The 16,804-nt window shown below is 61.8% G+C and carries 8 protein-coding genes; 7 read left to right on the forward strand and 1 reads right to left on the reverse strand.

The window, feature by feature from the left end; all coding sequences use genetic code 11:
• Positions 1-267 precede the first annotated feature (267 nt).
• The 7 genes from ASG19_RS02800 to glgB all read left to right on the forward strand — a co-directional run bounded on the left by ASG19_RS02800 (position 268) and on the right by glgB (position 15,459).
• Positions 268-3,411, forward strand: a complete 3,144-nt coding sequence (locus tag ASG19_RS02800) for an EAL domain-containing protein (protein ID WP_062453641.1) — start codon at positions 268-270, stop codon at positions 3,409-3,411.
• A 159-nt stretch (positions 3,412-3,570) separates the two neighbouring features.
• A complete protein-coding gene (gene aroC, locus ASG19_RS02805; RefSeq protein WP_062453642.1) occupies positions 3,571-4,668 on the forward strand; it encodes a chorismate synthase in 1,098 nt (365 codons plus the stop codon).
• Positions 4,669-4,678: 10 nt separating this feature from the next.
• On the forward strand, positions 4,679-5,779 hold the full coding sequence (gene ribB / locus ASG19_RS02810; RefSeq protein ID WP_062453643.1) for a 3,4-dihydroxy-2-butanone-4-phosphate synthase: 1,101 nt from the start codon (positions 4,679-4,681) through the stop codon (positions 5,777-5,779).
• 225 nt (positions 5,780-6,004) lie between these two features.
• Positions 6,005-6,496 carry a cupin gene (locus ASG19_RS02815; protein WP_062454823.1) on the forward strand — a complete coding sequence of 164 codons (492 nt, stop codon included), beginning with the start codon at positions 6,005-6,007 and terminating at the stop codon, positions 6,494-6,496.
• 133 nt (positions 6,497-6,629) lie between these two features.
• Positions 6,630-9,884 (forward strand): maltotransferase domain-containing protein, encoded by a 3,255-nt coding sequence (locus tag ASG19_RS02820; RefSeq protein ID WP_062453644.1) that lies wholly within the window; start codon positions 6,630-6,632, stop codon positions 9,882-9,884.
• Between the two features lie 23 nt (positions 9,885-9,907).
• Positions 9,908-13,252, forward strand: a complete 3,345-nt coding sequence (gene treS / locus ASG19_RS02825; protein WP_082476166.1) for a maltose alpha-D-glucosyltransferase — start codon at positions 9,908-9,910, stop codon at positions 13,250-13,252.
• Positions 13,252-15,459, forward strand: a complete 2,208-nt coding sequence (glgB, locus tag ASG19_RS02830) for a 1,4-alpha-glucan branching protein GlgB (protein ID WP_062453645.1) — start codon at positions 13,252-13,254, stop codon at positions 15,457-15,459. Before treS ends, glgB begins: the two co-directional genes overlap by 1 nt.
• 55 nt (positions 15,460-15,514) lie before the next feature.
• On the opposite strand, the gene ASG19_RS02835 is transcribed toward glgB, so the two are convergent.
• The gene (locus tag ASG19_RS02835; protein ID WP_062453646.1) at positions 15,515-16,705 is read right to left on the reverse strand and encodes a winged helix-turn-helix domain-containing protein; all 1,191 of its coding nucleotides are present in this window, start codon (positions 16,703-16,705) and stop codon (positions 15,515-15,517) included.
• Positions 16,706-16,804 lie beyond the last annotated feature (99 nt).

Below are 16,804 nucleotides of genomic sequence, written 5' to 3' on the forward strand. Positions count from 1 at the left end.
CTAATTCGGTGCAAGATAGCCTGCCGATTGTGGCGAAAATTGCTCGCCAGCATGACATTTTCGCTACAAACAACAGTTTGATTATTAACCATATTCTTCCGAATTCAAGACGTCTCAAGACCAAATCGAACGTTTAGTGACCGCGTTTACCAACTATTTGCAATAAAACGCAGCTTCACAGCTCTAAGGCGGATGTGGAATGGGAAATTAACTGCGCCACAATACAGTTATACCCGGTCACAAGAGTTAACGAGAAGGTGTTCAGTTTTGGCGCTCTGGCGTTCCTCCATTACCGAAAGGTTTCGCCCTTTCAGCAGTGCATGCGCGCCTGCCGTCGCAGCCTTCCTCGTTTCGCTGACAGTTATCGTCACCGCCGTGGTCCTCGATCACCGATTCGTGCAGAAACATCGCGATGATATTCACGCCGCCACGACACGCGCGGCCGGCACGGCGGCCCGTCAGATCGCTTCGCGGCTGGAGCTTGATTTCGCGGTCGCCGATAGCCTGCGCAATGCGTTGATCGGTCAGGCAGGATACAAGCCCAACGATATGCAGACCGCTGCTCGTCAGGCACTCGCCGACCTGCCGCACCTTTCCGCAGTGATCGCGGCACCGGGATTCACACCAACGACCTTCTTCCGCCGCGACAGCTTGGCCGGTGAGACCGGTATCGATCTTGCTGGTCTTAAGGCGGATCTCGACCGGGCCGGCAACAAGGCGCGCCCAAGCGTGCTGACCGGATCGCAGACTGGCAGGCTTACCCTCATCATGCCGGTGCCTTCCGCCAGCGGACAGGAAGCCGGGCTCTGGGGCGCTCTGGTTCTCGTCCTCGATGTCGCCGATCTGCTTGATCCCGCGACACGCCCTCAGGTTGGCGACGCGGCACAAACGTCCGAGACGGTCTTCGACTGGCTCGATCTCGCGCTCGTCGACAACAGTCGAGCCGACCAGGCCGTGTTTTACGGCAATGAAGCGGTAAAGGGCGGCGATCCGGTCCGGTGGTCGATCACCGTCAAGGGTACGGACTGGCAGATCCTTGCGGCGCCGCGCGTCGGCTGGAATGCTTCGCCCGCCGGTCAGATGCGGTTCCGGTTGATCCTGGCGCTGGCATCGCTTGCGATCGTCTTGCCGGTGCTCATTGCGACCTCGCTGATTTCGGAACGCAACCGGCATATCGAGACGCTGCGGCTGCGCGAAAACAAGCTGTTTGCACTGTCGCGACGGTTCGGGCTTGCCATGGAAGCTTCGATGATGGGCATCTGGGAAGTGACTGATGAGGGTGTGCAGCTCTCCTGGGACGATCGCTCCGCCGCTCTCCACGCCAATCCGTCAGCCACCACCGGCAACCGGTTCGATGACTGGATGGCATCGATCGCGCCTGAGGACAGGGCTGTCGCGGAAGCGCATCTCTTTACAGTTCTCTGCACCGACAGCCCATCGACCGAGACCTATCGCCTGATCCTGCCCGGCGGCGACATCCGGCATCTTCGCTCCGCCGGCGCGAGGGTCCAGAACGAGCGCGGCATCCAGGCGACCGGCATCGTCTGGGACGTCACCGCCGACGTGACGATGGCACAGACCCTGCGCGACGCGAAAGACAATAGCGAGGTCAAGAATGCCGAGCTCGAACTGGCGCTCGACGAATTGTCGGACCGGGAGCAGGAACTGGAAGGTCTGTCGCGCAAGCTCGACCTCGCACTCGGTTCCTACGGATGCGGCGTCTGGGAATATGATCCGGCAACCGGCAGCGAGATATGGGACGCTCGCATGTGCCAGCTTTATGGCGTTGCCCCGATTGCCGGCCCCCTTCCCCACGACTTCTGGCTGTCTCTGCTGGTTCCGGAGGATCGCCAGAGTGCTCTTGACGCGGCAATGCGTTACCTTTCCGGCGACGTCGAGGAGGCTCTGATCGTTCGCGTGCCGCAGTCTGACGGCAGCCTCCGCTATATCCGGTCCGTCGGTCAGCTGGTGATCGGTCGCGACGGTTCCCGCAAGCTTATCGGCCTCGCCTTCGACGTGACCAAGGACGCGGTGATGACGACCGAGCTCAAGTCTGCGAAAGCGGAATCGGATGCTCGCAATGTCGAGCTTCAGATGGCCAAGACCCGCATCGAGCACAATGCGCTGCACGACCCGCTGACGATGCTTGGGAATCGCCGCAAACTGGACATGGAACTCGACCACCTCTCGCGTGCAAGCCAGGTGGAGCGGCAGAAGTTCTTCATCCTCCATCTCGACCTCGACCGGTTCAAGCAGATCAACGACACGATGGGCCATGCCGCCGGTGACGCGATGCTGGTGCATTCATCCCGGATCCTGTCGCGCAACGTGCGTGACGAGGATATCGTTGCGCGGATCGGCGGCGACGAGTTCGTCATCCTGATGAACAATTCCGCATCCATCGAGGACGTGGCCGAGCTTTCGCAGCGGATCATCGCCGAGTTTCGTCAGCCCTTCGACTTCGACGGCTTTTCCTGCCGGTGCGGCGTTTCGATCGGCATTGCGCAGGCAACCGGTCTCAATGTCGATGCACGACGCACGCTGGTCAACGCCGACATCGCGCTCTACCGAGCCAAGGGCCTCGGCCGCAACCGTTTCGAATTCTTCACGCTCGACCTGCAGGAAGAGATCGTCAGCCACAAACGGACCGCCGACGAAGTGCTCTCGGCGATCGACAACGGCGAGTTCGTGACCTGGTACCAGCCGCAGTTTTGCGCCAGAACCGGTGAACTGACCGGGGCCGAGGCGCTGCTGCGCTGGAACCATCCGCATCACGGCATCCTCGCGCCAGCGCGGTTCCTGAGGATCGCGGAAGACCTCAACGTGTCGGCGGTGCTCGACCAGATCGTGCTTGAGACGGTGCTGAAGGACAAGATGCGCTGGACCGCGCTCGGCCTCAAGGTGCCGAAGGTCTCCGTCAACGTCTCGTCGAAGCGGCTGCATGACGAAAACCTGATCGCCAACCTCGAGTCGCTGTCCATCACACCCGGCGAGATCTGTTTCGAGCTGGTGGAGTCGATTTTCCTCGACGACGGCGACGTGTCGGTATCGGGCAATATCGAACGCATCAAGGGAATGGGCATCGACATCGAGATCGACGATTTCGGGACCGGTCATACCTCGATCGTCTCGCTGCTGAAGCTGAAACCGAAGCGGCTGAAGATCGACCGGCAGCTGGTGATGCCGATCCTCGAAGCGCCGCAGGAGCGGACCATGGTTCGCTCGATCGTCGACATTGCCCGCTCGCTTGGCATCGACACGGTGGCGGAAGGTGTGGAGACGATGCAGCATGCGGAATTGCTGCGCGAACTCGGCTGCGACCTTCTGCAGGGCTATGCCTTTGCCAAGGCCCTGCCCTTTGACAAATTCGTTGAGGCGGCCAGAGCCGACTGGCTCAAACAGGCGGCATGAATGGCACCAAATGGCCGGCCGTGCATCCATGTCCGGGATCGACAGCCCGATATGGGGCAAGAAGGGCTTGTCGCCCGCCGACCTTTTCCATAAGACATCCGCGTCAAAGTTTGACGTCCAAGATTGACGGAGGCGGCCCCTCCGAAGCCGGTTAGTGAAATGTCGCACAATACTTTCGGTCATCTTTTCCGTGTCACGACCTGGGGCGAAAGCCACGGGCCGGCGCTCGGCTGCGTCGTGGACGGATGCCCTCCCGGCCTGCGCTTCACGCTTGCCGAAATCCAGGCCTGGATGGACAAGCGCAAGCCCGGACAGTCGCGTTTCGTGACCCAGAGGCGCGAGGACGATATCGTCAAGATCCTCTCCGGCGTGATGATGGATGCCGACGGCGAGACGATGATCTCGACCGGCACCCCGATCTCCATGCTGATCGAGAATACCGACCAGCGCTCCAAGGACTACGGCGAGATCGCCCGCAGCTATCGCCCCGGCCATGCGGATTTTGCCTACGACCTGAAATACGGCATCCGCGATTACCGCGGTGGCGGCCGTTCATCGGCCCGCGAAACGGCAGCGCGTGTCGCTGCCGGCGCGATTGCCCGCAAGGTCGTGCCGGGAATGACCGTGCGCGCAGCCCTGGTGCAGATCGGCAAGCACAAGATCAACCGTGACAACTGGGACTGGGGCCAGGTCAACGAGAACCCGTTCTTCTGCCCCGACCCTGAGATGGTGCCTGTCTGGGAAACCTATCTCGACGGCATCCGCAAGGCCGGATCGTCGATCGGCGCGATCGTCGAGGTGGTGGCGGAGGGCGTTCCCGCAGGGCTTGGCGCACCGATCTATGCCAAGCTCGACCAGGAGATTGCTTCCGGCCTGATGTCGATCAATGCCGTGAAGGCCGTCGAGATCGGCGATGGTTTTGCCGCCGCCGAGCTTTCCGGCGAGGACAATGCCGACCAGATGCGGATGGGCAACGATGGCCAGCCTATCTTCCTCTCCAATCATGCCGGCGGCATCCTCGGGGGCATTTCGACCGGCCAGCCGATCGTTGCCCGCTTCGCCATCAAGCCGACCTCGTCGATCCTGAGCGAGCGCCAGTCGATCGACGCTGATGGCAACAATGTGGATGTTCGCACCAAGGGTCGCCACGATCCTTGCGTCGGCATCCGCGCCGTGCCGATCGGGGAGGCGATGATGGCCTGCACGATCGCCGACCATTTTCTCCGTGACCGGGGTCAGACCGGTAAAACCCGCTAGGAATCATCACATGCCCTACGATCAGAAGCGCGTCGTCGACGCCATCCGCGCCTTCGAAGCCGGCGAAATCGTCGTTGTTACCGATGACGACGGACGCGAAAACGAAGGCGATCTGATCGTCGCTGCGGTTCACTGCACGCCGGAAAAGATGGCCTTCATCGTGCGCCACACATCCGGTATCGTCTGCACGCCGATGCCGCGCAGCGAAGCCAAGCGCCTGAACCTCAACGCCATGGTGGCGGAAAACGACAGCGCGCATACGACCGCCTTCACCGTAACGGTGGATTTCAAGCACGGCACGACGACCGGCATCTCCGCCGACGACCGGACGCTGACGGTGCGCAACCTTGCCAACCCGAATGTCGGCCCGGCCGACTTCGTGCGTCCCGGCCACATCTTCCCGCTGATTGCCCGCGAAGGCGGCGTTCTGATGCGGTCCGGCCATACGGAAGCGGCCGTCGACCTGTGCAAGCTCGCCAACCTGCCGCCGATCGGCGTGATCTGCGAACTCGTCAACGACGACGGCACGGTGACGCGCGGTCCTCAGGTGACGGAGTTTGCGATCACCCATGGCCTGAAGCAGGTGTCCGTTGCCGATCTCATCGCCTATCGCCAGCGCAAGGAAACGTTGATCGAGCTGCACGGCACGTTCGACATCGAGACCCCGAAGGGCAAGGCCAAGGCACACGCCTACTCCCTGCCCTGGGAGACGATGCAGCACGTCGCCATCGTGTTCGGCGACATCAGGGACGGCGTCGACATTCCGGTCCGCCTTCATCTGGAAGACGTGGCGCGCGATGTGTTCGGCGCGGCGCGCTCCGTGGACCGTTACATGGCAAAGATCGCCGACGAGGGTCGCGGCGTCATCATCTATCTGCGCGAGGGTTCGGTTGGCGTCGGTGCCAGCACGACGTCGCGCAAGGTCCGCTTCGGCGAGGAATCGCACGCGGAGGCCAAGGTCCGCGACAGCGAGTGGCTGGAAATCGGCCTCGGCGCCCAGATCCTGCGCGATCTCGGCGTGTCTTCGATCAAGCTTCTGACCAGAAGCGAACGTCATTACGTCGGCCTCGAAGGGTTCGGCATCCAGATCGCCGAGACCGTGATCTGCTAAACGGCCACTGAGCGGAGCGTGTTTCCGTGCTGACCTTTTGAAATAGAGGTTGTCGCGGGAACATCGCATTTGCGCACGGGTTCAGTCTCAGGACGTTGCTGGAAAATGCCGGCGACGTCCGACAGACGCAACCGTGCAAGGATCAAGTCCGTGACCCGAAGCCTGAACATCGTTCCACCAGCCCTCGACCCCGCCGGCTCCGCTGGAAGGACGACCGTCGAGAGCATGACGTTTCCGCCGAGCGGCTTCGTGCCCAACCACCCTCACCTTCCGGCTCTGATCTACCGCAACGCCCTTGCCATCGACCCTCTGGTCGGCGACCCGGCCAGCCTGTTCGAAGACCTTTTTGCGAAAAACGGCTGGCAGGGCATCTGGCGCGATGGCGTATTCGATTATCAGCACTACCACACGGGCGCCCACGAGGTCCTCGGCATCGCAAATGGTCGCGGCCTGCTGCTGATCGGCGGTCCGGATGGCACCGAAATCTCAGTCCATGGCGGCGATTGCATCGTGTTGCCGGCCGGCACCGGGCACATGCGGCTGGAGGCCAGCCGCGACTTCGTGGTTGTCGGCGCCTATCCGCCAGGACAGCGTGCGGATCTTCAGACCGGACCCGCGGATTCTGAGGGTCTCAGCCGAATTTCGAGCCTTCCCTTGCCGCAGACCGATCCGCTTCGTGGCCGCGACGGCCCCCTCCTTCGGCACTGGGTCCGTTAGGGTTTATTCATGTACATCTAATGCGTGCGCAAAAATCCGATAGGCACAATTTTATCGGAACAAGCACAGCAGCCTTGCAGTTACCCCGCTGATCGCCACCCGCTCTACGGCCCGGCAACCCAAGGCTATAAAGATGAACACGCGTCCTCAATTCGCCTCGTCCACCCCGCTGTCAAAGCTCCCGCCGCAAATCTACTACGTGCATCCTCTCATGCTCAAAGGCTTTCAGGATTGGCGCCAGGTTTTTGCCCATGCGAAGGATCTCGGCTTCGATACGGTCCTCAGTGCGCCGCTGTTTGCACGCGGCGCGGACACGAGCATTTTCGTCAGCGGAGACCTGGACAGGCTTGATCCGGCGCTGGGACTTGGGGAAAGCATCGACGACGGCGTGAAGGCACTGGCAGGTGCCGCTAAAGAGCATGGCATCAAGCTGATGCTCGACATTGCCGTCGATCGTATCGCCGATGCGTCAAACCAAGGCAGCGCCGTCGTATTCGACCCGCGTCGCTCACCGCAGGAAAGCGGCAGCCGCACGATCGATATCACTCATGAAACGCAGCTGCTTGATGACTGGCGCCGCCGACTGGCGCGGCTGGCCGGGCTTGGCATCGCCGGCTTCCGATGCATCGGCATTGGCAAGGTCGCGCCCGACGTCTGGAAGGGCCTGATCGCTGCGGCCCGCAGTGCCGTCTCTGACACCGTCTTCCTTGCCTGGACGCCCGGCACCAGTTTTGAAGATCGCAAGGCGCTCAAGGGCGTCGGCTTCGACGGCAGCTTTTCGTCCTTTGCCTGGTGGAACATGGAGGAACGCTGGATCCTCGACGAATACGAGGTGCAGCGCGAACTCGGCTACCAGATCACCTTTCCGGAAGCCCCGTTCGGCAAGCGCATGGCGCATGGCATTGACGGAACCGAAGTGTCGGAGCGCCGAGCGGTCCGGGCCCTGAAGCTCGCGTCGACCTTCGCCAGCGGCCTCATGGTGCCGATGGGCTTCGAATACGGCTCATCCATCCCGCTCGACCCGCTGACCGGTGACGGAATGGGTCTGCGTGGGCTCAAGGACCAGGGCGTGTTCGACCTGTCGAGCGACATCCGAGCCATCAATGCCGCGCCGAACAAGACATCGGCCGGGTTTGGCCGCCAGCCGCTGAGGTTGATTTCCACCAGCCAGACTCAGGCTGTGGCGCTCTTGCAGACCGACCATGAGGATATCCGTGCGTCGTCGAAGATCCGCGTCGTGATGCTGAACCGCGATTTGCGCAGGGTTACCAAGGCTCCGTTCAATGTGCTGCGTGAAGCAGCCTCCCCTTTCCTGCCGCTGACGGCGCCGGGGAATGACGCCGACATTTTTGCGCCCGATCTCATGCTGAAGCCGGGCGAACTTCGCGTTTTCGAAGGCCATGCCTCGCAGCCGATCATCGAAGCTGTTGTGGTTTCCACCGCAGCAGAGGCCGCGGCCACGCCGCGGCTGGCGATCGAGAAGATCACGCCGTCGGTGGACGGCGGCCGTTTCGTGGTGAAGCGTGTGGTCGGCGAGACGGTCAAGGTGGAAGCCGACGTGTTCGGCGACGGGCACGATCCGCTGTCGGCGTCGGTGATGTGGCGTGCGGCCGACGAGGACCAGTGGACCGAAGTGCCGATGACGCTTGTCACCAACGATCGTTGGGCGGCAGAATTTCCTCTGAAGCGGATGGGTCGCCACGAGTTTGCGATCGAGGCCTGGAAGAACCCCTTTCAGATCTTCCGCTACGAATTCACCAAGAAGCACGAGGCGCGGCTCGATCTGCGGCTGGAGATCCAGGAAGGCATCAATCTGGTGCTTGATGCGCTGGATCATGCCACGGGTGACCTCAAGACCGAACTGAAGGTGCTGTTCGACAAGCTGACGGCGCAGGACGATCCGAAGCGGACCGAAACGCTACTGCTGGCCGACACGGCCGAGCTGATGGTGGAAGCCGACCGCCGCCCGCATCGGGTTCGCTCGACCTCGATCCCGGTCGATGCCGAGCGGACGGCCGCAGCGTTTGCGAGCTGGTTCCAGGTGTTCCCGCGCTCCCAGAGCGGCGATGCGAACCGTCACGGCACGTTCGACGACGTGATCGCACGGCTGCCGGCGATCCGGGAGATGGGCTTTGATGTCCTCTACTTCCCGCCGGTGCACCCGATCGGTTCGACCAACCGCAAGGGCAAGAACAACACGCTGACGCCGGCCCCTGAAGATCCAGGCAGCCCATATGCGATCGGCTCGGAAGATGGCGGCCATGACGCGATCCATCCGGAGCTCGGCACGTTCGAGGATTTCCGCCGGCTGGTGGATGCGGCCAAGGAGCACGGGCTGGAGCTCGCTCTCGACCTCGCGATCCAGGCCTCGCCCGACCATCCGTGGCTCAAGTCCAATCCCGGCTGGTTCGACTGGCGGCCTGACGGCACGATCCGCTATGCCGAAAACCCGCCGAAGAAATACGAGGACATCGTCAACGTCGATTTCTATGCCAAGGACGCGGTTCCTTCGCTGTGGATCGAGCTGCGCGACATCGTGCAGAAGTGGGTCGATAACGGCGTCAAGCTGTTCCGCGTCGACAATCCCCATACGAAGCCGTTCCCGTTCTGGGAATGGATGATCGCCGACATCCGCTCGCGCCATCCAGACGTCGCCTTCCTGTCGGAAGCGTTTACGAAGCCGAAGGTGATGTACCGCCTCGCCAAGGTCGGGTTCTCGCAGTCCTATACGTACTTCACCTGGCGCAATGCCAAGTGGGAGCTCGAGCAGTATATGCGCGAGATCACGACCGAAGAGCCGAAGGAATTCTTCCGTCCGCACTTCTTCGTCAACACGCACGATATCAACCCGGATTTCCTGCAGAACGCACCGCGTCCGGCCTATCTGATCCGTGCGGCGCTGGCTGCCACGCTGTCGGGCCTCTGGGGCGTCTATAACGGCTTCGAGCTTTGCGAGGGCCGCCCGGACGCCAAGCGCAAGGAATACGCGGACTCCGAGAAGTACGAGATCCGTGCCTGGGATTACGACCGTCCGGGTCACATCAAGGGCGAGATCGCCCTTCTCAACCGCATCCGCCGCGAGAACCCGGCGCTGCATTCGCATCTCGGTCTGCAGCTCCTGCCCGCCTGGAACGACAACATCATGTTCTTCGAAAAGGCCAGTGCCGGCCGCGAGAACGTGCTGCTGATCGCCGTCAATCTCGATCCGCACAACGCACAGGAAGCGGATATCGAACTGCCGCTGTGGTCGTTCGGCATTCCGGATCACGGAACCCTCGACCTCGAAGACGTCATCGGCGGCGATCGCTTCTCATTGACCGGCAAGGTGCAACGCATCCGCCTCGACCCTCACTCCGGCCTGCCATTCTCCATCTGGCGCGTCCGTTAAAGACAAGAATGGGAGGAGACATCATGGACATCACGAGCGGCCGAAACCAGGGCCAGGACCAGAATCAAGCGATGAACGACGATCCACTATGGTACAAGGATGCAGTTATCTATCAGCTGCATATCAAGTCGTTCTACGACGCCAATGGCGACGGTATCGGCGACTTTCAGGGGCTGCATGAGAAGCTGGATCACGTCGCTTCGCTTGGCGCCAACACGATCTGGCTGCTGCCGTTCTTTCCGTCGCCGCGTCGTGACGATGGATACGATATTGCCGATTATACCAGCGTCAGCCCGGACTATGGCACGGTGGACGAATTCAAGGCGTTCGTGGCTGCCGCCCATGCGCGCAATCTGCGTGTGCTGATCGAGCTCGTCATCAACCACACGTCCGACCAGCATCCGTGGTTCCAGCGGGCACGTCATGCGCCTCCCGGTTCGCCGGAGCGCGATTTCTACGTGTGGTCGGATACGGACCAGAAATTCCCGGAAACGCGGATCATCTTTCTCGATACGGAAAAGTCCAACTGGACATGGGATCCGGTTGCCGGCGCCTATTACTGGCACCGCTTCTATTCGCACCAGCCCGACCTTAACTTCGACAACCCAGCCGTTCTCGAAGAGCTGTTCGAAGTCATGCGTTTCTGGGCCGATACGGGCATCGACGGTTTCCGCCTCGACGCCATCCCGTATCTGATCGAGCGCGAAGGCACGATCAACGAGAACCTGCCGGAAACCCACGACATCCTGAAGAAGATCCGCGCGGCGCTCGACAGCACCCATCCCGGCAAGATGCTGCTGGCGGAAGCCAACCAGTGGCCGGAAGATACGCGCGAATATTTCGGCGATGGCGACGAGTGCAACATGGCGTTCCACTTTCCGCTGATGCCGCGCATGTATATGGCGATCGCCAAGGAAGACCGCTTCCCGATCACCGATATCATGCGCCAGACGCCTGAAATCCCGGACAATTGCCAGTGGGCGATCTTCCTGCGCAACCACGACGAGCTGACGCTCGAGATGGTGACCGACGAAGAGCGCGATTACCTCTGGAACATCTATGCCGCCGACCGGCGCGCCCGCATCAATCTCGGCATTCGTCGCCGTCTTGCGCCGCTGATGGAGCGCGACCGCCGCAGGATCGAGCTGATGAACGGCCTGCTGCTTTCCATGCCCGGAACTCCCGTCATCTACTACGGTGACGAAATCGGCATGGGCGACAACATCTATCTGGGCGACCGCGACGGCGTTCGCACGCCGATGCAGTGGTCTCCGGACCGCAATGGCGGTTTCTCCAAGGCCGATCCGGCGCGCCTCGTGCTGCCGCCGGTCATGGATCCTCAGTACGGCTATGAGGCGGTGAATGTCGAAGCGCAGGGCGCCGACGCACATTCGCTGCTGAACTGGATGCGCCGGATGCTTGCGCTGCGCAACAAGCATGCCGCATTCGGCCGCGGCACGCAGCGTTTCCTGACGCCCGGGAACCGCAAGATCCTTGCCTATCTTCGCGAATACGAGGGTGAGACGATCCTGTGCGTCGCCAACCTTTCACGCCTGCCGCAGGCGGTGGAACTGGATTTGTCGCAGTTTGCCGGCTGGGTGCCGATCGAGATGTCCGGCATGTCGCCGTTCCCGCCGATCGGTCAGCTGACCTATCTGCTGACGCTGCCGCCCTACGGCTTCTTCTGGTTCCAGCTGGTGGAAACTTCCGACGGCCCCGTCTGGCGCAAGGAGCCACCGGAGCAGATGCAGGACATGGTGACCATGGTCGTTCGCCGTGACCTGCAGGAGCTCGGCGAAGACTCGCCGCTGTCGAAGATGTTTGCCAAGGATATCCTGCCGCCATACCTCTCGAAACGCCGCTGGTTCGGCTCCAAGGGCTCGATCCTCAATTCGGCGCGGCTTGCCAACGTGACGCCGATCGCATTTGCCAACAACATCCTGCTCGGCGAGCTAGAGGTCGATGTTGCCGGCAAGTTGGATACCTATCTCCTGCCGCTCGCCATCGCCTGGGATGAAGCCCAGCCTTCGGCGCTTGCCCAGCAGCTGGCGCTTGCGCGCATCCGTCAGGGTCGCCGTGTCGGCTTCCTGACCGACGGCTTTGCGATGGAAGGGCTGGCGCGCGGCGTGATCCGCGGACTGTCCGAACGGGCCGTGATCTCGGGCGTTTCAGGCGCCCTTGAATTCGTCGGCACCGACACTCTCGACCAGCTCAACTTCAACGACGACATGCCTGTGACATGGCTTTCGGCCGAACAGTCGAACAGCTCGCTGATCATCGGTGATCTCGCCATGGTAAAGCTGATCCGTCACATCTTCCCGGGCATCCACCCGGAAGTGGAGATGACGCGTTATCTCACCAATGTCGGCTACCAGAATACGGGACAGTTGCTCGGCGAAGTCGCCCGCACCTCGCCGGAGGGCAACCGCTACACGATGATCATCGTGCAGCGCGCGATCCGCAATCAGGGTGATGCCTGGAACTGGATGCTCGGCAACCTGCGCCGCGCAATCGACGAGATCGTGGTGACCGGGCTCGAGGGCGAAGGTATCGACGAGCACTTCAAGCCGCTCGTCAATCTTTCGGCCACCATCGGAACACGGCTTGGTGAGCTGCATGTCGCACTGGCCCAGCCGACCGATGACGAGGCATTCAGCCCGATCTGGGCTGGCGATGCCGATATCTCGAGATGGCGCGCGGGCGTAACGGCTCAGATCGACCAGAGCCTGACCATGCTCGAACTGAACAGCGAGGGACTGGAAGGTCGCGCCGCAGAAGACGCACGCATGATCCTCAGCCGTCGCGAAGACCTGTTCGGCCTTGTCGAGACGCTGTCCGGCTTTGCCATTTCGACGCTGATGACCCGTACCCACGGCGACTTCCACCTCGGCCAGATCCTGGTGGCAGAAGGCGACGCCTATATCATCGACTTCGAGGGCGAACCAGCCCGCGATCTCGAGGAACGTCGTGCAAAGTCCAACCCGCTGCGCGATGTGGCCGGCCTCTTGCGGTCGCTGAGCTATCTCGCAGCCTCGGCCGATCTCGATCGGGAGGTCGTCAGCGAAGTGGACGACGCCCGTCATCCGGAGCTCGTCAGCCGCTTCATCGACAAGGCGGAACCGGCATTCCTGCAGGCCTATTTCGATGCTGTGGAAAAGTCCGACTCGCTCAACATCCCGCACGAGAAGCGGTCGAAAATACTTGACCTCTTCCTGCTGGAAAAGGCCGCCTACGAGATCGCCTACGAAGTGCGCAGCCGGCCGAAGTGGCTGCCCCTGCCGCTCGCAGGTTTTGCGACCATCGCGGCGCGACTTCTCGACACCGACAGCAATTCCACCCCTGATGCACCCAAGGGAGAGACAGAGTGATGCGATACGAGCGCACGGACCTCATCATCGGAACCGTTGAGGAGGGCCTCCAGGCCCTCGTCGACGGCCGTCATGGCGATCCCTTTTCCATTCTCGGCCGCCATCAATACGGCGAGCTGACAGTGGTGCGGGTGCTGCTTCCGGGCGCACTTTCGGTGGAGGTCGTGGAACGGGATACGGCCAAGGTCGTGGCCGAACTGGACAGCATTCATCCCGGCGGCCTGTTTGCCGGCGTGACCAAATCGACTGCGCCCTATTTCCTGCGCATCGAATGGCCGGAAGCGATCCAGGAAACCGAGGATTCCTACTCGTATCCGCCTCTGCTTGGCGATCTCGATCTTCACCTGATCGGCCAGGGCACTCATTATGATCTCGGCCGCACGCTCGGCGCGATCCCGATGGAAGTGGATGGGGTTTCCGGCGTGCGTTTCGCCGTCTGGGCACCGAACGCCACGCGCCTTTCGGTCGTGGGCGATTTCAACGCCTGGGACGGACGCCGTCACCCGATGCGGCTGCGGCCGCAGGCCGGCGTCTGGGAACTGTTCGTTCCTCGGCTGACCCATGGCGAGCGCTACAAGTTCGAAATTCTCGACGCTCACGGCAATATGCTGGCGCAGAAGGCCGACCCGATCGCGCGTGCCTCAGAAGCGGCGCCGTCGACTGCCTCCGTCATCGCTTCGTCCAAGCCGTTCCGCTGGACCGATGGCGACTGGATGGCGGCACAGGCTAAGGACCGTGCCCGCGAAGGCGCGATGTCCGTCTACGAGGTGCATCTCGGTTCCTGGGTGCGGATTGCCGAGGAAGGCAACCGGACGCTCGACTGGGTGGAACTCAGCCAGCGCCTCGTGCCCTACGTCAAGAAGCTCGGCTTTACCCATATCGAAATGCTGCCGATCATGGAGCATCCGTTCGGCGGATCCTGGGGCTACCAGCCGCTCGGCCTGTTTGCGCCGACCGGACGCTACGGCACGCCTGAAGACTTCGCCTATTTTATCGATCGCTGCCATGCGGCCGGGATCGGCGTCATCCTCGACTGGGTGCCGGCGCATTTCCCGACCGACGTCTGGGGTCTGGCGCAGTTCGACGGCACGGCGCTCTATGAGCATGCCGATCCGCGCGAAGGGTTCCACAAGGACTGGAACACTCTGATCTACAATCTCGGTCGCAACGAGGTGAAAGGCTTCCTGATCGCGTCAGCGCTGGAATGGCTTGACCATTTCCATATCGATGCGCTCCGCGTCGATGCGGTGGCCTCCATGCTCTACCGCGATTACAGCCGCGAGCAGGGCGAATGGATCCCCAACAAGTATGGCGGACGTGAAAACCTTGAATCCGTTGAATTCTTCAAGCACCTGAACAGCATCATCCATGAACGGTGCCCGCATGCCTTTACGGTGGCCGAGGAATCGACCGCCTGGCCGGGTGTGACCGAAAGCGTCGAGCACGGCGGGTTGGGCTTCGACTTCAAGTGGAACATGGGCTGGATGCACGACACGCTCCATTACATGGAGGAAGATCCGGTCTATCGCAAATACCAGCACGGAAGCCTGACCTTCGGCATGGTCTATGCCTATTCCGAACGCTTCATGCTGCCGCTGTCCCATGACGAAGTGGTGCACGGCAAGGGCTCGCTGTTTGGCAAGATGCCGGGCGACCACTGGCAGAAGATGGCCAACCTTCGGGCCTATTACGGTTTCATGTGGGGCCATCCCGGCAAGAAGCTGATGTTCATGGGTGGCGAAGTCGCTCAGGTGACCGAGTGGAACCACGACGCGTCCGTTGTCTGGGATCTGCTGGACAGCCCCGATCATGCGGGCATGCAGCGCTTGATCGCCGATCTCAATGCGCTCTATTCGGCCGAGCCGGCGCTTCAGTATGGCGATCTCCATCCTGAAGGCTTCGAATGGGCCGTGTCCGACGATGCGGAAAACTCCGTCACCGCGATGCTGCGCCTGTCGCAGGACCGGCAGTCGGCGATCATCGTCGCTTCCAACATGACGCCTGTGCCGCGGCATGGCTACCGGATCGGCGTGCCGTTCGAGGGACGCTGGGAAGTGGTGCTGAATACCGATGCCGCAATCTACGGCGGCACCAATTTCGGCCAGACGGAAGCCTGGACGGAAAACCAGTCGGCGCATGGCAAGACGGCGTCCGTCGCTCTCGACATTCCGCCACTGGCGACGGTGTATCTGCGGTGGCGGGGTTAAATCCCCGGCATCACCCGGATTGAGCGCTTCCAAGAGATGAAACGGCTGACGGGACCTAGTCCCGCCAGCCGTCTCGATAGACGACCGTGTCCACGCCGGCAAACCGCCCCACCCGCTGCAGCTCGGCATCGAGCTTGGCCAGCCTGCCTGCGGATGCCCGAACACCCTTTTCCAGCCACAGCCGCCTGACATCGAGCACGCCGGACTTGCGCTCCGCCTTCATGTCGATGCGACCGATCATGCGGTCACCCTCCAGCAGAGGAAAGACGTAATAGCCGTATTGCCGCTTCGGCTCCGGCACAAATACCTCGATACGGTAGAAGAAATCGAACAGCCGCACCGCACGGTCACGGTTGCGCAGGAGCGGATCGAAGGGGCTGAGCACCCTCACCCGAGCCGGCGGCTCTGGAATATCGCCGAGATTTTCGGGAAAGCCTGAAAACGCGAAGCAGGCGCGCGGACGGCTGCCGTCGGCGGTTTCGATCAGGACTTCGACGAGTTCATCGCGATGGGCTTTCACCCAGTCCCTCGCCTCTTCCGGCGTGACGATATCCCAGAAGGCAGCGAGTTCTCCCGATGTGGCAAAGCCGAGCTTTTCCATCGCGCTGCGGCAGGCCCAGTCGATGAAGTCCTCGTGGCTGACATCCGGTTCGTGATGGTGGGCGGCAATAACGCGCTCGGTCAGATCGTAGATCTTCTGGAAATTCACCCGGCCTGCAATCGAAAGCTTGCCGGTGTGCCAGTAATATTCGAGCGCCGTCTTGTTCGGGTGCCAGTTCCACCAGCCGCCGGATTTGTGATCCTCCATCTTCATGTCGCGCGACATGATCGCGCCGTTTTCCGAAATGTGCCGGAACGTGTCCTCGAAGGCGGAATCGAAACTCTCGCCATGCCATTTGCGCCAGCGGTCGGCCAGGATCGGTTCGCGGCGGCGGAAGCGATGCTTCCAGTAGCGGAACAGACGCGCCGGAATGATCGAGGCGTCGTGGGTCCAGTGCTCGAACAGCTCGCCGTCTTTTTCCAAGAGCGACGTCAGATGTTCGCGCCGATAGGTCTGGTTGCGCGAAAACAGGATCATGTGATGGGCGCGCTCGACGGTGGCGATACTATCCACCTGCACGAAGCCCAGATCGTCGATCAGTTGCAGAAGACCGGCCTTGTTGAGCGCACGGGTCGGCGGTGCGGAAAGCTGCTGCCGTTCGATGAAAATCCGTCTTGCCCGGGCATTGTCGATCAGAATCGCCATGGCAACGAGACTAGGGCGACAGTGGACCGGATGCAATGTTCACTTTTCATTCCGCCTTCCCGCTCTGCTCCCGCCGCGATATAGACCGTTCAGCAACCG

Source organism: Rhizobium sp. Leaf306, from assembly GCF_001423425.1.
Classification (GTDB): Bacteria; Pseudomonadota; Alphaproteobacteria; order Rhizobiales; family Rhizobiaceae; genus Neorhizobium; species Neorhizobium soli.